Here is a 15,919-nt window from a genome sequence, read left to right on the forward strand (position 1 = left end):
CGCTACCGCCCGAGCGGCGCCGTCTCGCCGGCCAGCCAGCGCGCCGTGTCCGCGTCGAGATGCGGGGTCAGGGTGTCGCGCACGCGGCTGTGGTAGCTGTCGATCCAGGCAAGCTCGTCTGCCGTCAAGAGTGCGGGATCGATCAGCGCCCGGCAGTAGGGGGCCAGCGTCAGCGTCTCGAAGCCCAGCATGGAACGGCTGTCAGGCCCGCTACCTTCGTGCGCGGTGACGGCCACCAGATTCTCGATCCGGATGCCGTAGGCGCCGGTCTTGTAGTAGCCGGGTTCGTTCGAGCAGATCATGCCGGGCGCGAGCTTGATCGAGCTGGGGTGCTTGGAGATCCGCTGTGGCCCTTCGTGCACCCCGAGGTAGCTGCCCACGCCGTGCCCGGTACCGTGATCATAGTCCAGCCCGGCCGACCACAATGGCCGGCGGGCCAACGCGTCGATCTGGCTGCCGGTGGTGCCGTCGGGGAAGCGTGCGAGCGAGAGGGCGATGTGACCCTTCAGCACCAGGGTATAGCGCGCGCGCTGCTCGCCAGTCGGCGTGCCGACGGGCAGGGTGCGGGTAATGTCGGTCGTGCCATCCAGGTACTGGCCGCCGGAATCCACCAGATACAGCTCGCCCGTCTGGAGCGCGCGGTTGCTGCTGTCGTCGACCCGGTAGTGCACGATCGCGCCGTGCTCGCCCGCGCCGGAGATGGTGTCGAAGGCGTGATCGCGGAACAGCGGATCGGCCCGGCGGAACGCGGCCAGCGCCTCGGCCGCCTCGATCTCGGTAATCGGTTCGCCGCGGTCCGCGCGTTCCGGAGCGCGGCTCTGCAGCCAGCAGAGGAAGCGGGTGACGGCCGCGCCGTCGCGGACATGGGCATTCCGCGCGCCCGCCAGCTCGGTCGCGTTTTTGCGGGCCTTGGGCAGCTGGCAGGGGTCGGCGTCGCGCGCTACGCGCCCGCCAGCGGCCTCGATCCGCTGGACGATCGCGGCCGGCGCCGTGGCCGCGTCCACCCGCACGGGCTTGCCGGCCTGTGCCAGCCTATCCAGCGCTTCGAGGAACAGTTCGGGTGCGTGCAGTTGGACGGTGTCGTCCAAACCGGCGCAGACGTCCGAGGGAACCTTGCGCGGATCGACGTACCAGTCGAGCCGGCCGTCGGCGTTTAGTACCGCGAATGACAGAACGAGCGGCGTGTGCAGCACGTCGCGCCCGCGCACGTTGAGCAGCCAGCAGATTGAGTCCGGCAGGTTGAGCACGGCGGCCGCCTGACCCGCGTCCGCAAGCGTGGTGGCGACCCGCGCGCGTTTCTCCGTGGAGGGTTCGCCGGCGTAGGCCAGGTCATGAATATGTGCTGGCGTCAGCGGAGCTGGCGGCTGATCCGGCCAGACCGCGTCCAGCGGGTTGTCCTCCACGGGCGCGAGGCTGCCGCCGGCGCGCTCGACCGCCTGCTGCAGCCGCTGCACGCCCTCGGCCGTGTGCAGCCAGGGGTCGTAACCCAGCACGCCGCCATCCAGATATTCCGCGATGAAGTCCGCCGGCGGCGCATCGCTCAGGTGACGCGGCTCGACCAGGGAGGCGTCCACCTCGTTTGCCACCTGCAGGGTATAACGCCCGTCGACGAAGATCGCGGCGACATCCTTGAGCACGACGGCGACGCCGGCCGACCCGGTGAAGCCGGTCAGCCAGGTCAGGCGCTGGGCGTGCGGCGGCGGAGCCTCCAGCTGGTGGGCGTCGGCCCGGGGCACCACGAACCCGGCGAGACCACGGCGATCCAGTTCGGCACGCAATGCGCTGATCCGTGCCGCGCTGGCAGGGCTGCCGGCCGACAGGCCGCCGTCGACCGATTGAGCTCGCACGGCCCGCGCGACCCAGGCCTGCAGGTCCGCGTCGAGGTTGGTACCAAACAGGGACATCCACGCCGTCGGCGCATCGGCGACGGGGGAGGCGGCGATGCCGGCCAAAAGCCGGTCTAGGGCCTCCGCCTCGAGTCCGACCCCGGCTTCTTGCAACGCCTGGGTAAGGCCGGACAGGTCGAGGGTATCGGAGGTTGGGTCGAGCGCGTTGGGCATAGCGGGATGGGCCCTTCCGGCGGCGGTCAGGAGGTTCAGAGCTAGGACGCTAGGCGTGTGGACCCAGGCACACAAGACCCTGGCGCAAGGTCGGCGCATCAGGGCCTGCAAGAAGGGCAGGGAGCTATGCGTCACAGCTCTGAAATCGTACTTTAACCCCTTTTAAACCAATAGTTTAAGCTATGCGCGCCTGGCAATACTGCGGTGCGGAATCGCCGTTATCGCCCGCGCGTGAAGAAGGCTATGTCTTTGGCATGGACGACGGCAAAAAGCTGGTTTGCGCCAGCGTGTTTGACCGGTCGTTCGCGGAGTTCGGCCACGCAACGGCGGGCCGAAGCCCGGTTCGTGAACCACGCAACCTGACCGCAACACCCACTAGATCCAGAGGAGTTTCCCTTATGACCCGCATGATCGATCCGACTGAGCTGTCGGGTGCGCGGGCCGGGCAGCGGTCCCAGGAGCGCCGGCCGGATACTGCCGACGTCTACCTGCTTGCCCGGCAGATGCAGGCTGATGCCATTGCCCGCACCACCCAGATGGTCGTCTCCAAGCTCGCCGAACTGGTTGGCCGCGGCATTCGCGGCGCGCGTTCGGCGTTCGCCAAGCATCGCGCCCGCCGGCGCACGGTCGCGGAGTTGAGCCAGCTTGACGCGCGCTCGCTCGCCGACATCGGCATCAACCCGCACGACATCACCGGCGCGGTTGATCGCCTGTTCGCGCAGCAGCAAGCCGAGGCCGCCGGGGCGACGGCAACTGGCCACGACTTTGGCGAGACGCTGCGTCCCGTCGAGGAAGACATGGCTCCGGTGCACGCGCGCACGGCGTCTGCCACGCTCGAGCGCCCGGCACCTGCGAATAGTCAGGATGATGCGCGCCCGCAGCGTCGGGCAGCGTAAGGCGCGCGCCACCGTGCGCGCCCACGCGGCCTGTTTGAAACCGCCCGTTGGCCTCCCGATCCGGCCAGCGGGCGGTTTTGTATGTTAGCCCTGCGTCAGGCTAGGCCCGCCGTGTGGTGGGCTCATGACCCGGCCGGCAGGCTGTCGCAACACCAATGTGGTCCAGTCGCCGATCCGTCGGCGGCGCAGCAGCACCAGTCCCTGCGCGCGGTGGCGCAGCAGGACCTTGCGTGCCTGGTGGTTCAGTAGGCCCGATAGGATCGCGATGCCACCCGGGGCCAGTGCCTTGTCCAGATCGCGCGCCATCTGTGTCAGCGGCTCGGCCAGGATGTTGGCGCAGATCAGGTCGTAGGGCGCGTTGGCCTGTAGCCGTAAGTCGGCGTAGCCGTCGCTCATCAGGCTGGTGACCCAGGGGGCGACGCCGTTGATCTGAGCGTTCTCGGCACAGATCCGCACCGAATTCGGGTCGTTGTCGGCTGCGATCACGGGGCGGCGCCACAGCCGCGCGACCGCGAAGGCAAGCAGCCCACTGCCCGCCCCCATGTCGAGCGCGCGGCGCATCGGGAAGCCGGTCTTCGCCAGCCGCTCGATCTCCAGCAGACATCCCAGCGTGGTCTCGTGCCGGCCGGTGCCGAAGGCTTGGTTCGCCTCGATGTGGAAAGCGATCGAGCCGGCCGGGCGCGGCTTGTCCCTGTCGTGCTCGCCGTAGACCCAGAAACGCCCGGCGTGGATCGGCGGCAGCCCCTCGTAGGCCTGCTGCACCCAGTCGACGTCGGGCAACGGTTGGCTCTCCACGGCCGGCTGCGGCACGCCGGCCGCCATCGCGGCGGTGGCCAGGCGTGTATCCAGGTCGTCCGGGTCCGGCGCCGTAGCCAGATAGACGTCGACCGGGATTTGACCCTCGGCGTTCGCCTCGCCGGTCACGATCGCCGCGTCGAATCCTTGCAGCGCCGCCTCGAAGGTCGCCAGCGCCGATTGCGGCACGTCCAGGTGCAGATGGTGCCCGCTGCTCATGAAACTCCTCGCCCCCGTGGATGCGGGCGCGGGTTATAGCCGCCCGGACGCGTTCTGGCAAAGCGGGTGTCCTGGCGCGGCAAGGTTGCCGCCCCTCTTCCTCGTGTGGGCAAGAGGGGCGGCCGGATTACAGCAGCTTCTCGTCCAGCGCGAGCGTGCTTGCCGCCCCCTGGCGGACCTGGGCGGCGGCGGCGTCCGCGCGCGGCAGCAGGTTGTCGGCATAGAACCGAGCGATGGCCAGTTTGGCGCGGTGCTGGTCGGGCGCGGATTCCTGCGCCGCCATCTGCTGGGCGGCGACGCCGGCCTGCTGGGCGAGCAGGGCGCCCGCCACCACCGTGCCGGTCAGTTCCAGGAAGGGGTCGGCAACCGCGGCGGATTGGGCGATGTCGTCCCGCGCGAGGGAGATCAGCGTCTCTCCGGCGGCCTCCAACTGGTCCAGGCCGCGGGCGACCGCCCGGCGGATCGCGGTCAGGTCATGGTCGCTGATGTCATCCAGATCGCTCAAGCCAGCGCGCAGATCAGCCAGCAGGGCGTGTAGTCCCGCGCCCTCGTCGCGCAGGACCTTGCGGCCCATCAGGTCGAGTGCCTGGATGCCGTTGGTGCCCTCGTAGATCGGCGCGATCCGGGCGTCGCGATAGTGCTGGGCGACGCCACCCTCCTCGATGAAGCCCATGCCACCCAGGATCTGCACGGCCGTCGAGGCGACCTCGACCCCGTGGTCGGTGCACCAGGCCTTGACCACCGGAACCAGCAGATCGACCCGGGTCTTCATGCGGGCACGCTCGTCGGCGTCCTCCGCCTGCTTGGCGCGATCCATGGCGTTGCCAGCGTAGAGCGCCAGCGCCCGGCCGCCTTCGGTGAGTGCCCGCATCGTCAGCAGTTTGCGGCGGATGTTGGGGTGCCGGACGATCGGCACGGACTCGTGGCCGCCGTGGATGTCGTGCGCCTGCATGCGCTCGAAGGCATAAGCGCGGGCATCCTGGTACGCGCGCTCCGCGATGCCGATCCCCTGCACGCCGACGGCCAGCCGGGCGTTGTTCATCATCGTGAACATGCCGGTCAGGCCGCCGTGCTCCTTGCCGATCAGGTAGCCGACCGCCCCGCCGTCGTCGCCGTAGCTCATCGTGCAAGTGGGGCAGGCGTGGATGCCCATCTTGTGCTCCAGGCCGGTGCAGCGCACGTCGTTGCGCTGACCCGGATTGCCGTCGGCGTCCGGCAGGAACTTGGGCACCAGGAACAGCGACAGGCCCTTGGTGCCGTGCGGGGCGTCCGGCAGGCGGGCGAGCACCATGTGCACGATATTCTCCGACAGATCGTGCTCGCCCCAGGTGATGTAGATTTTCTGGCCGGTGATCCGGTAGCTGCCGTCGTCCGCGCGCTCGGCCTTGCAGGAGATTTGGCCCAGGTCGCTGCCGGCCTGCGGCTCCGACAGGTTCATCGTGCCGGTCCACTCGCCGGTAATCAGCTTGGGCAGGTAGGTCGCCTGCTGCTCCGGCGTGCCGTGGGCCTGCAGCAGCTCGACCGCGCCGATCGTCAGCATCGGGTTGAGCGCGAGTGAGGTGTTGGCGCTGTGCCAGACCTCCATCAGCGCCAGCGCCAGCGTCCAGGGCAGTCCCTGGCCGCCCCACTCCGGATCGAACGGCAGGGTGTTGAAGCCGCTGTCGACGTAGCTGCGGTAGGCGTCCTGGAAGCCTTGGGCGGTGCGCACCAAGCCGTTGTCCAGGCGCACGCCTTCCTGGTCGCCGGAATGGTTCAGCGGCGCCCAGACCTCCGCGGCGACGTTGCCGGCTTCCTCGACGATCTGATCGACCAGTTCGGCATCGACCTCGGCGAACGCGGGCAGGGCATGCAACGCTTCCAGCCCGCCGGAGGTGCGCAGCGCGAAGTCAAGGTCGGCAAGCGGCGCGCGGTAGTCGGCCATGGGTCACTTTCTCCTGGTGAGTCGCTTCTGCTTCGACCCCTACGCTGCCACGACCGCCTGCCGGGCGCCATCCGACATGGGCGCACAGCAGGGCTGCTCACCTGTCTAGGCCGGCTTGGGGCCGGTCCGGCCGGGAAAGGTCAGTGGCTTTGCGCGAACTTGGCCTTCTGTTCGGGCGTGGCCTCGGTCTGGTATTTGGCCTTCCAGTCGTCGTAGGGCATGCCGTAGACGATCTCGCGGGCGTCGTCATAGGAGAGCTCGACCCCCTGCTCTTCGGCCGCTGCGCGGTACCACTTGGACAGGCAGTTGCGGCAGAAGCCGGCCAGGTTCATCAGGTCGATGTTCTGCACGTCGGTGCGCTCGCGCAGGTGCTGCACCAGGTCGCGGAACACCTGCGCCTCGATCTCGGTGCGGGTTTTGTCATCCATGGCTGTTTTTGCTCCCCTTTCAGCGGACTGTCGGGAGATATGACCCGACCGGCGCGAACGGTAAAGCGGCTAAACACCGATCAGTGTCTCGCGTGCCAGCATGTCGACCACCTGCTGCAGGGCCGTGTGCGTGTCCGCGCCCTCGGCGAGCGCGTCGTGGTAGACCTTGAGCTGGCGGTGGGCGCTGGTGCCGTGGCGGACGATCTCGCGGGCGTGGCTTACCTCGGCCAGCACGCCCATCTCCTCCGCTTCGGGGCGGATCAGGTCGAGCAACTCTTCCAAAAGCTCGCTGTACGGCAGCAGTTCGCCCCGGCCGAAGTCGACCAGGCCCTCGTCGAAGCCGTAGCGCTGCGCCCGCCAGCGGTTCTCGCGGACCAGGATGTTGGCGTAGCGCCGCCAGCGCTGATTGTTGCGCTTCAGGCGGTAGAGCATGCGCAGCAGGCACACGAAGATCGCCGCGATGCAGATGCCGTCGTCCAGGCGCGGCGTGACATCGGTGATCCGCAGTTCCAGCGTCGGGAAGCGCGCGGAAGGGCGGACGTCCCACCAGATCTTGCTGGCGTCCTCGATCAGCCCGGCCTCGACCATCATGGCGAGGTGGCGCTGGTATTCCGACCAGCTTTCGAACATCTCCGGCAGGCCGGTGCGCGGCAGCTCGTCGAACACCGCCAGACGATAGGACTTGAGCCCGGTATTCTCGCCCCGCCAGAACGGCGAGGAGGTCGACAGCGCCAGCAGGTGCGGCAGGAAGTAGGCCGCCTGACCCATCAGATCCATGCGCAACTCGTCGTCCTCGATGCCGACGTGAACGTGCATGGCACAGATGATCATCCGCCGCGCGACCGCCTGCATGTCGCGGGCGAGGACGTTGTAGCGCTCCTTGTCGGTGTGCTTCTGGCTGGTCCAGGCGGCGAACGGGTGGGTCGAGGCCGCGATCGGCGCGAGGTCGTAGGCGTTCACCACATCAGCCACCGTGCGCCGCAGCTCGCGCAGTTCCTCGCGGCAGCCGTGCAGCGTATCGTTGACGCCGGTGCCGACCTCGATCTGGCAGCGCAGGAATTCCGGACTGACCCGGCTCTTCAGCCGGCGTTCGCATTCCGCCATCAAGGCGTCCGGGACTTCAGTGACCAGATCGCGGCTCTGCCGTTCGACCAGCAGGTATTCCTCCTCCACGCCCATGGTGAAGGAGGGGACGGTCTGGCTCATGCGCGTGCGCTCCCGGCTCCGACGGCGGTTGGCTGTACAAAGTTTGCCCGCCGCGCGCCCAGCTTGCAAAGACTGTGGGCGATGAACGCGGATGATTCAGCGTCGTGAGCGGCTGATTGGGAGCCAGGCGTCTCGGGGGCTCTCCGCCCGTCGGCAGGCGCGAAGCGCGTTACTGCCGATACGGTTTGTACAGCTCGGGATCGTCGAGCAGCGGGCGCAGCAGCTCGACCATCTCGTCCGCCCAGGCACGCTGGCCGCGCTGGGTGTCGATCAGGTCCTGGCGAATCTCGACCAGCGCGTTGGCGAGGCCGCGCTTGTCGCCGTGGACGTGCTGGGTATAGCCGTGGCCGTCACGCGCGGAGTAGGGCTCGTTATCGCCGACCTGCCAGCCCCGCGCGCGGGCCCGGCGCATCAACGGCACCGGCAGGCGGGGGTCGTAGTCCCACAGCACGCCGATCTGCCACGGCCGCTCCCGCCCCCGCAGGATGGGGGTGAAGGAGTGCATCGAGACCAGCACGGGCGCCCGGCCGCGCGCGGTCATGGCGTCCAGCTGCCGGGCGACCGCGCCGTGATAGGGCCAGAAGAAGCTCTGCAGCCGCGCTTCCAGCGCGTCCGCCGAAAGCTCGCGGTTGCCGGGCACCACCGTCTCGTCGGCGATTGCGGGGGTCAGCGTGGGGTCGTCCAACTGCCGGTTGGGGTCCACGATCAGGCGCGAGAAGTGCGAGAATACGGCGGGCGCGTTCAGCGCGTCCGCCATCATCCGGGTGACCGGCGCGATCCCGATGTCGTAGGCGATGTGCCGTTCCAGCGCGCGCGCCGGCACGCCCAGGCCATCCAGCGCGCGCGGCACGAAGTTCGCCGCGTGGTCGCAGACCAAGAGCAGGTCGCTCTCCGCCTCGGCGTTGTAGGTCCAGAAGGGCGCGGGCTCGTCGTCGGCGAGCAGCGGGCACGCGGCCGTGTCGGTATCTTGGGTGTCGGGGGAGCGCGTCATCGCGCGCGATCATAGACCAGGGCTGCGTAACAGGGAAACGGGGTCCGTTCTGCCAAAGCCGCATGGCACCGTTTCGTCATTGACCCGTGATGAGTGCGGTCGCCTAATTGGCGCATGCGGATCGGACAGCCCAACACCTTCTTCTGCATCGACGGGCACACCTGCGGCAACCCGGTTCGGCTGGTGGCCTCGGGCGGGCCCAGGCTCGACGGCGCCACGATATCCGAGCGCCGGCAGGACTTCCTTGCCCGCTACGACTGGATCCGCACCGGCCTGATGTTCGAGCCGCGCGGCCACGACATGATGTCGGGGGCGATCCTCTATCCGCCGACCACGCCCGACGGCGACATCGGCGTGCTGTATATCGAGACCAGCGGCTGCCTGCCGATGTGCGGCCATGGGACGATCGGCACGGTGACCTTCGCGCTGGAACGCGGGCTGGTGCAGCCGGCCACGCCCGGCGTGCTGCGTCTGGACACGCCGGCCGGACGGGTCACCGCCGACTACCGCGTGCAGGGCGACAAGGTTGCGGCGGTCAAGATCACCAACGTCCCGGCCTTCCTATACGCCCAAGGCATCGAGATCGCGGTGGACGGGCTGGGCCGGCTGACGCTCGACGTGGCCTACGGCGGCAACTTCTACGCCATCATCGAACCGCAGGCGGCCTTCGGTGGGCTGGAGACGATCGGCGCGGCGGATGTGCTGGCCTGGTCGCCCAGGGTGCGGGACGCGGTCAATGCCGCCCTCGACGCCGTCCATCCCCAGGACCCGACGATCCGCGGGGTCAGCCACGTGATGTGGACCGGCACGCCGCAGACCGAGGGCGCGCACGCTCGCAACGCCGTCTTCTACGGCAAGCGCGCGATCGACCGCAGCCCCTGCGGCACCGGCACCAGCGCGCGCATGGCCCAGCTCGCCGCCCGGGGTGACCTCCGGCCGGGCGATGCCTTCGTGCACGAGAGCATCATCGGCTCGCTGTTCACCGGGCGGGTCGAGGCGGCCACCGAGGTCGCCGGCACCCCCGCGATCCAGCCGTCGATCGAGGGCTGGGCGGTGATCACCGGCTTCAACACGCTCTTCCTGGACGAGTCCGACCCCTACGTGCGCGGGTTTACGGTGGGGTAGGGGCTACTCAAAAACGAAGATCGACGTCCTGCTGAGCAGGGCGCGTAAGGCCCGTGTCGCCCATGTCCGGTGGCGATCCCCGCGTTACGACCGCCCCTGCCACCGGGCGATCTCTTCCCGCCAGAAATCGCGGTCGGCGTACTCGGTCGGATCTTCCACGCCGGCGTCGTGCAGCGCCTCCAGGCGCTCGACGCAGGTGCCGCAGCGCCCACAGTGCACCGCCTCGCCCTTGTAGCAGGACCAGGTCTCCGCGATCGGCACGCCGAGGCGGCCGGCTTCGGCGGCGATGTCGGTCTTCGACCAGTGGATGAACGGGGTTTCCAGGTTGATCGACGCGACGCCGTCGAGCGCGGTGTCCTCCATCGCCTGGAAGGCGTCGACGAAGGCCGGGCGGCAGTCGGGGTAGATCACGTGGTCGCCGGTGTGCATCGCCGCCGCCACGCGCGCAATCCCGCGCCCACCGGCGAGCGCGAAGGCGGCCGTCAGCATCAGCGGGTTGCGGTTGGGCACGACGGTGACGGCCATCGTTTCGGACGAATAGTGCCCGTCCGGGACGTCTTCGCTGTCGGTGAGCGCGCTGCCGGCGATCCGCCGGCCGACATCGGAGAGATCGATCACCTCGTACGCCACGCCCAGGCGCTTGGCGCAGCGGGCGGCGAACTCGATCTCCTTGCGATGGCGCTGGCCGTAATCGAAGGTCACCAGGGCGGCCACGCCGCCCGGTTCGGTCGACAGGCGATGGGCGAGCGTCACCGAGTCCAGACCGCCGGAACAGACCACCAGTGCCGGGCCCGGGTCGGCGGTCATGCCGGGGCGAGGCCGATCTTGCGGTCGCGCCGGCGCAGCAGCAGGACGCAGGGCAGGGCCAGGAGGGTCATCCACAGCTTGCCGAGGACTTGGCCCCACAGGTGGTCCAGGCCGCCGAAGGCGAGCTGCAGGAACACCAGGCTGTCGATCGTGAGGCCGACCAGGCCGCTCAGGAACACCGCAAGCACCAGGCGCCGGCGCTGCAGCGGGGTATAGACCGCGAAGTCCGCCAGTTCGGAGAACAGGAAGGCGGCCGTGGAGGCGATCACCAGCGCGCCCGGCGAGACCAGGGCCGACAGGCCGGCGCCGACCGTGATCGCGGCCAGCGTCCACAGCTTGCCCAGGCGCCGCTGCACCATGTCACGCATGACGAGCGCGATCCCGATCATCAGCACGCCCGAAGGCGCCATGATCGGATCGCCCAGCAGGCCCGGGGCGACCGGGATCAGGCACGGACCGTTCGGCACGCAGGTCGTGCCGAGGTTGCCGATCAGCCAGTTCGCCAAGGGCACGCAGGCGCAGAAGGCGACCAGGAAGGCCGCGCCCTCGATCCGTCGTTGCCGGGATGTCACGGGTGTGTCGGTCATCGCGACAAGGGTGCTACACGATGCGGGGTGCAAGGGGCAAGACGGCTGATCGTCGGGACCTGCGGCCGTGCCCGGCTGTCCCGGAACGTTGACCGGCCCGGCGGCCACGCCTTAAACCCGGTGGTCCATCAGACAATTGCGACCGCACCGCGCGAACGGCGAAGAAACCGAGATGACCAGCGACCACCGCGTCCACTTTTACGACTGTACGCTGCGCGACGGGCAGCAGACGCAAGGCGTCGATTTCTCCGTCGCCGACAAGCGTACGCTCTCGCTGGCGCTCGACGAGCTTGGCGTCGATTATATCGAGGGCGGCTGGCCGGGCGCGAACCCGACCGATGATGCCTTTTTCGATGAGCCCCCGCAGCTGACCAACGCCAAGCTGGTCGCCTTCGGTATGACCCGGCGGATCGGCCGGTCGGCGGACAACGACCCGGGCATGGCCGCGCTGCTGAACAGCCGCGCCGATGGTCTGACGATCGTGGGGAAGACCTGGGATTACCATGTCGACCTCGCGCTCGGCGCCGACCGGGACGACTACGTCGAGGTGATCGCCGACAGCGTGCGCATTGCCCGGGAGCGCAAGGGCGAGGCGATCTTCGACGCCGAGCACTTCTTCGACGGCTACAAGGCGAACCCGGACTACGCGCTGCGCTGCCTGGACGCGGCCTACCAGGCGGGCGCGCGCTGGATCGTGTTGTGCGACACCAACGGCGGCACCCTGCCGCACGAGGTCAGCCGGATCGTAGGCGAGGTCGCGCAGCGCATCCCGGGCCAGCAGCTCGGCATCCACACCCACGACGACACCGGCAACGCGGTCGCCAATTCGCTAGCCGCGGTGGAAGCCGGCGTGCGGCAGGTGCAGGGCACGCTGAACGGGCTGGGCGAGCGCTGCGGCAATGCCAACCTGATCTCGGTGATCGCCTCGATCGCGCTCAAGACGGATTTTAAGACGCGGATCACCGATCAGCAGCTCAAGGAGTTGACCCCGGTCTCGCGGCTGCTCGACGAGCGGCTGAACCGCGCGCCCTCGCGCGGCGCGCCCTACGTCGGGGAGAGTGCGTTCGCGCACAAGGGCGGGTTGCACGTCTCCGCGGTCGAGAAGGACCCGCGCACCTACGAGCACATCGATCCCGCGCGGGTCGGCAACCAGCGCCACATCGTCGTCTCGGATCAGTCGGGGCGCTCCAACATCCTGGCGCGGTTCCGTGAGATCGGCATCGAGATGGACCCGAACGATCCGGCCGTGGCCGATCTGGTCGAGCGGGTGAAGGCGCGCGAGTTCTCGGGCTATGCTTATGACGGGGCGGAGGCGAGCTTCGAGCTGATGGCCCGCCGGGCGCTCAAGCAGGTGCCCGACTACTTCGCGCTGTCCCGCTTCCGGGTGATGGACGACCGCCGCTGGAACGCGCGCGGGGAGCTGGTGACGGAGTCCGAAGCGACCGTGACCACCGAGGTTGCCGGGCGCGAGATGATGACGGTCGCCAACGGCAACGGTCCGGTGAACGCGCTGGACAAGGCCCTGCGCAAGGCGCTCCTGGAGTTCTACCCGCAGCTCGAGGACATGCGCCTGAGCGACTACAAGGTGCGTATCCTCACCCCCCAGGCCGGCACCGGCGCGGTCACCCGTGTGATGATCGAAAGCGCCGACGGGCAGGGGCGGAGCTGGACCACCGTGGGGGTGTCGACCAACATCATCGACGCCTCCTTCAATGCCCTACACGACGGCCTGACCTGGAAGCTGTACCAGGAAGGCGCCCACCAGGCGCAGACCCCGCGCCGTCCGCACGCGCTCGAGGAGTAGATGGCCCGCGAAAAGCCGCTGCCCGTGCCGGATGGGCCGCAGCCGGCGATTGTGCTGGTGCGCCCGCAGTTGGGCCAGAACATCGGTATGGCCGCGCGCGCGATGTTGAACTGCGGCCTGTCCGACCTGCGCCTCGTGGCCCCGCGTGATGGCTGGCCGAACGCGGACGCGCAGGCCGCCGCGGTGAACGCCCGCGCCGTGGTCGATCAGGCCCGGGTCTACGACAGTACCCACGAGGCGGTGGCGGAGATGGCGCGCGTCTATGCCACCACCGCCCGCGCGCGCGATCAGGTGAAATGGGTGCTGACCCCGCGAGCGACCGGTGCCGATCTGCGTGCGGCGGTACGCGACGAGGGGCCGGCGGCGGTGTTGTTCGGTCCGGAAAAGCAGGGGTTGGAGAACGACGAGGTCGCGCTGGCCGACACGCTGATCCGAGCCCCGCTCAACCCCGGCTTCACCTCCCTCAACCTGGCGCAGGCGGTGTTGATGATCGCCTACGAATGGTGGACGGCGGAGGAGGCCAGTCCGGCGGTCAAGCTGGTCAGCGGCCGGCAGAACAGCGGCCGGGCGGCACGGGTGGAGGAGTTCGACAACTTCATGGCCCGGCTGGAAGCGCGGCTGGAAGCGGCCGGCTATTTCAACATCCCGGAGAAGCGCCCGGCGATGGTGCGCAACCTGCGCAACATCTTCGCCCGCGCCCGCCCGACGGCGGCGGAGATCGATAGCCTGCACGGCATGGTCAAGGCGCTCTGGGAAGCCCCCAAGGTGACCCGTCGCCCGCGCGAGCAGGAGCGCGAGACCGACGATTGACCGTCGGAGTGCCGCGCCAGCAGCGCGCACGCGACAGCTTTACTTGACAAGCCGACGTTCAGCCGTAGTGTCCGCCGCACTTCCTGGGAACGTGGGTCGACCTTCGAGGGTCGGGCCCCGCCCGTCTCCGGGGCGCAGTGCTGCAAACGCGAAGCGTCCGGATGATCGTTAGTGCGGCATCCAGCAAAACGGAGCGATCGGGCCTACCGGGACATCAACGCGCGTCACAGCGCGGCCATTCCCGCTTAAGCGACGGAGAAAGCTCGCAAAATGAGCAAGCGTAAGGCTTCGAAGTACAAGATTGACCGACGCCTCGGCGTCAACCTCTGGGGCCGTCCGAAGAGCCCGTTCAACAAGCGCCCGTATGGCCCCGGCCAGCACGGCCAGCGCCGCAAGAAGGTCTCCGACTACGGCCTGCAGCTCGCCGCCAAGCAGAAGCTGAAGGGCTACTACGGCTCGATCGGCGAGAAGCAGTTCCGCAAGTACTACGAGGAGGCCACGCGCCGTAAGGGCGATACCTCCGAGAACCTGATCGAGCTGCTGGAGCGCCGTCTGGCGACCGTGGTCTACCGCTCGAAGTTCGTGCCAACCGTGTTCGCCGCCCGGCAGTTCGTGAACCACGGCCACGTGCTGGTGAACGGCAAGCGCGTCAACGTCCCCTCCTACAAGGTGCAGGACGGCGACGTGGTGCAGGTCGACCCGAAGAAGAAGGACATGCAGCTCGTGTTCGAGGGCCAGGAGTCCAGCGAGCGCGATCTGCCGGACTACATCGAGGTCGACAGCAACGACCTGAAGGCGACCTTCCAGCGCGGCCCGAAGCTGGCCGACGTGCCGTACCCGACGACGATGGAACCGAACCTTGTCATCGAGTACTACTCACGGTAAACGCGGTTTTCCGCGCGGAAGATGGATCACGCCCCGGAGGCCAAGCGCTTCCGGGGCGTTTTCGTGTGTCTATACCTGACTAGCATCGGGCTCATAGGCTCCCCGGGCGTCAGCCCCAGAGCAGGTAGGTGCCGTAGCCGACCAGCAGGGCCGGGACGCCGCTGTAGATCGTGGCGATGAACGCGGCCCTGGGCGCGATCGCGAGCGCCGGGAACAGGGCGTCGCCGTCGTTGGAGATCGCGTTGCCAAGTTGGCCTGACAGCGGCATCGCGCCGGTGATGTAGAGCGTGGTGACCACGATCTGCGGCCCGCAGCCGGGCAGGAAGCCGACCAGCACCGCCAGCGCCGGGATCAGCGGGGCCCAGGTGTCGAAGAGGGCAGCGAGGTCGACGCCGGTGAAGTGCACGCCCAGCTCGTAGATCAGGAAGCCGACGATCACCCAGACGGTGACGAAGTTGGTCGCGTCCACCGTGCGCACGAACGGTCCGCCCGCCCGCGACACGCCGGGATCGAACCGCAGCTCCGGATCCAGCGTCCACATCGCGAACGCGAGCAACGCGCCGGTGACACCGATGATCTGCGTCGGGTCATGCGCCGCGAACGGGCCGAACAGGGCATTGGTGTTGATCGTCATCAGATCCAGCGTGCCCAGGACCAGCCCCGGTAACAGCAGGACCGCCCAGAGCGGGCGCAACCGATTCAGCCGCGGCAGTGTCTTGCGCGGCATATGATCCGGCACTTCCGCATGATCGGCGCGCAGGAAGTCCTGTCCATGGATCGCGTCGATCGTATAGCCGGTGATCGTCCCGACCAGCATGCCGATCGCGAACACCATCAGGCCGGTGGTTGGTTCGGCCGCCAGTAGCAGGAAGGCCGCGTCGCCCATCGTCGCCGTCAGGACGGCGACCAGCGAGCCGAACGAAATCGCGCCGCGGACGTACTGCGTGACCACGGCGACGGCAGCGCCGCAGCCGGGCAGGGCCCCCAGCAGGGCCGCCACCGGCACCTGCCAGCGTTGGTACTTGCGCAGCACCGCGCTGACGTCGACGTCGAAGCGGTGCTCCAAATAGTAAATCGCGCCCAGCGTCGCCGCGACGAACACGCTGACCTGAAGGTAGGCATCCGACAGCGCGGCGAAGATGATCCCGCGCGTTTCTGCCGAGGTGAACAGCAACAGACCGAACACGGCGGCGAGCAGCAGCAACTTCGCCACACCCAGCTGGCGCAGGTATCTGCCCACGTCCCAAAGACTGCTCTTCGCGTTTGCCGCTAGGGTCGTCACGTCGCCGGTCTCCCATGTGCCTTAACTGCGCGTGGGGCTTTGTCGCAGGTCAATCTTAGCCATGGCTTAATTCATGTGACAAGGCTCGAATTTCAAGGGGGCT

At 68.5% G+C, this 15,919-nt stretch carries 14 protein-coding genes; 5 read left to right on the forward strand and 9 right to left on the reverse strand.

Annotated features, from left to right (window positions below; genetic code table 11):
* Positions 1-2 precede the first annotated feature (2 nt).
* On the reverse strand, positions 3-2,060 hold the full coding sequence (locus RHOSA_RS0107330; RefSeq protein WP_081728556.1) for an aminopeptidase P family protein: 2,058 nt from the start codon (positions 2,058-2,060) through the stop codon (positions 3-5).
* 398 nt (positions 2,061-2,458) lie between these two features.
* Here RHOSA_RS0107330 and RHOSA_RS0107335 point away from each other — a divergent pair, with 398 nt between their 5' ends.
* Positions 2,459-2,956: a DUF1127 domain-containing protein gene (locus RHOSA_RS0107335; RefSeq protein WP_027288160.1), complete on the forward strand. Its 498-nt coding sequence runs from the start codon at positions 2,459-2,461 to the stop codon at positions 2,954-2,956.
* Between the two features lie 84 nt (positions 2,957-3,040).
* On the opposite strand, the gene RHOSA_RS21110 is transcribed toward RHOSA_RS0107335, so the two are convergent.
* From RHOSA_RS21110 to RHOSA_RS0107360, 5 genes are all read right to left on the reverse strand, one after another.
* Positions 3,041-3,970, reverse strand: coding sequence for a 50S ribosomal protein L11 methyltransferase (locus RHOSA_RS21110; protein ID WP_051431913.1), 930 nt, complete (start codon positions 3,968-3,970; stop codon positions 3,041-3,043).
* Positions 3,971-4,097: 127 nt separating this feature from the next.
* Positions 4,098-5,891: an acyl-CoA dehydrogenase gene (locus tag RHOSA_RS0107345; RefSeq protein ID WP_027288161.1), complete on the reverse strand. Its 1,794-nt coding sequence runs from the start codon at positions 5,889-5,891 to the stop codon at positions 4,098-4,100.
* A 140-nt stretch (positions 5,892-6,031) separates the two neighbouring features.
* Entirely contained in the window at positions 6,032-6,319 is a 288-nt protein-coding gene (locus RHOSA_RS0107350) for a DUF1244 domain-containing protein (protein WP_027288162.1), read from the reverse strand.
* Positions 6,320-6,388: 69 nt separating this feature from the next.
* A complete protein-coding gene (locus tag RHOSA_RS0107355; RefSeq protein ID WP_027288163.1) occupies positions 6,389-7,525 on the reverse strand; it encodes a carboxylate-amine ligase in 1,137 nt (378 codons plus the stop codon).
* Between the two features lie 169 nt (positions 7,526-7,694).
* Positions 7,695-8,516 (reverse strand): N-formylglutamate amidohydrolase, encoded by an 822-nt coding sequence (locus tag RHOSA_RS0107360; protein WP_037255870.1) that lies wholly within the window; start codon positions 8,514-8,516, stop codon positions 7,695-7,697.
* Positions 8,517-8,630: 114 nt separating this feature from the next.
* Here RHOSA_RS0107360 and RHOSA_RS0107365 point away from each other — a divergent pair, with 114 nt between their 5' ends.
* Positions 8,631-9,641: a 4-hydroxyproline epimerase gene (locus RHOSA_RS0107365; protein ID WP_027288165.1), complete on the forward strand. Its 1,011-nt coding sequence runs from the start codon at positions 8,631-8,633 to the stop codon at positions 9,639-9,641.
* A gap of 84 nt (positions 9,642-9,725) precedes the next feature.
* Here RHOSA_RS0107365 and queC read toward each other — a convergent pair whose 3' ends face one another.
* Positions 9,726-10,448: a 7-cyano-7-deazaguanine synthase QueC gene (gene queC / locus RHOSA_RS0107370; RefSeq protein WP_027288166.1), complete on the reverse strand. Its 723-nt coding sequence runs from the start codon at positions 10,446-10,448 to the stop codon at positions 9,726-9,728.
* Positions 10,445-11,035, reverse strand: coding sequence for a VUT family protein (locus RHOSA_RS0107375; protein ID WP_027288167.1), 591 nt, complete (start codon positions 11,033-11,035; stop codon positions 10,445-10,447). Before RHOSA_RS0107375 ends, queC begins: the two co-directional genes overlap by 4 nt.
* 172 nt (positions 11,036-11,207) lie before the next feature.
* On the opposite strand from RHOSA_RS0107375, the gene cimA reads away from it, so the two are divergent.
* From cimA to rpsD, 3 genes are all read left to right on the forward strand, one after another.
* Positions 11,208-12,839 carry a citramalate synthase gene (gene cimA, locus RHOSA_RS21115; RefSeq protein WP_051432447.1) on the forward strand — a complete coding sequence of 544 codons (1,632 nt, stop codon included), beginning with the start codon at positions 11,208-11,210 and terminating at the stop codon, positions 12,837-12,839.
* On the forward strand, positions 12,840-13,649 hold the full coding sequence (locus tag RHOSA_RS0107385; RefSeq protein ID WP_051431914.1) for an RNA methyltransferase: 810 nt from the start codon (positions 12,840-12,842) through the stop codon (positions 13,647-13,649).
* Between the two features lie 270 nt (positions 13,650-13,919).
* Positions 13,920-14,534: a 30S ribosomal protein S4 gene (gene rpsD / locus RHOSA_RS0107390; RefSeq protein ID WP_027288169.1), complete on the forward strand. Its 615-nt coding sequence runs from the start codon at positions 13,920-13,922 to the stop codon at positions 14,532-14,534.
* Between the two features lie 109 nt (positions 14,535-14,643).
* Here the strand turns inward: rpsD and RHOSA_RS21120 are convergent, their stop codons facing one another.
* Positions 14,644-15,816 (reverse strand): putative manganese transporter, encoded by a 1,173-nt coding sequence (locus RHOSA_RS21120; protein WP_081728558.1) that lies wholly within the window; start codon positions 15,814-15,816, stop codon positions 14,644-14,646.
* Between the last annotated feature and the right edge of the window lie 103 nt (positions 15,817-15,919).

This window comes from Rhodovibrio salinarum DSM 9154 (genome assembly GCF_000515255.1).
GTDB classification, from domain to species: domain Bacteria; phylum Pseudomonadota; class Alphaproteobacteria; order Kiloniellales; family Rhodovibrionaceae; genus Rhodovibrio; species Rhodovibrio salinarum.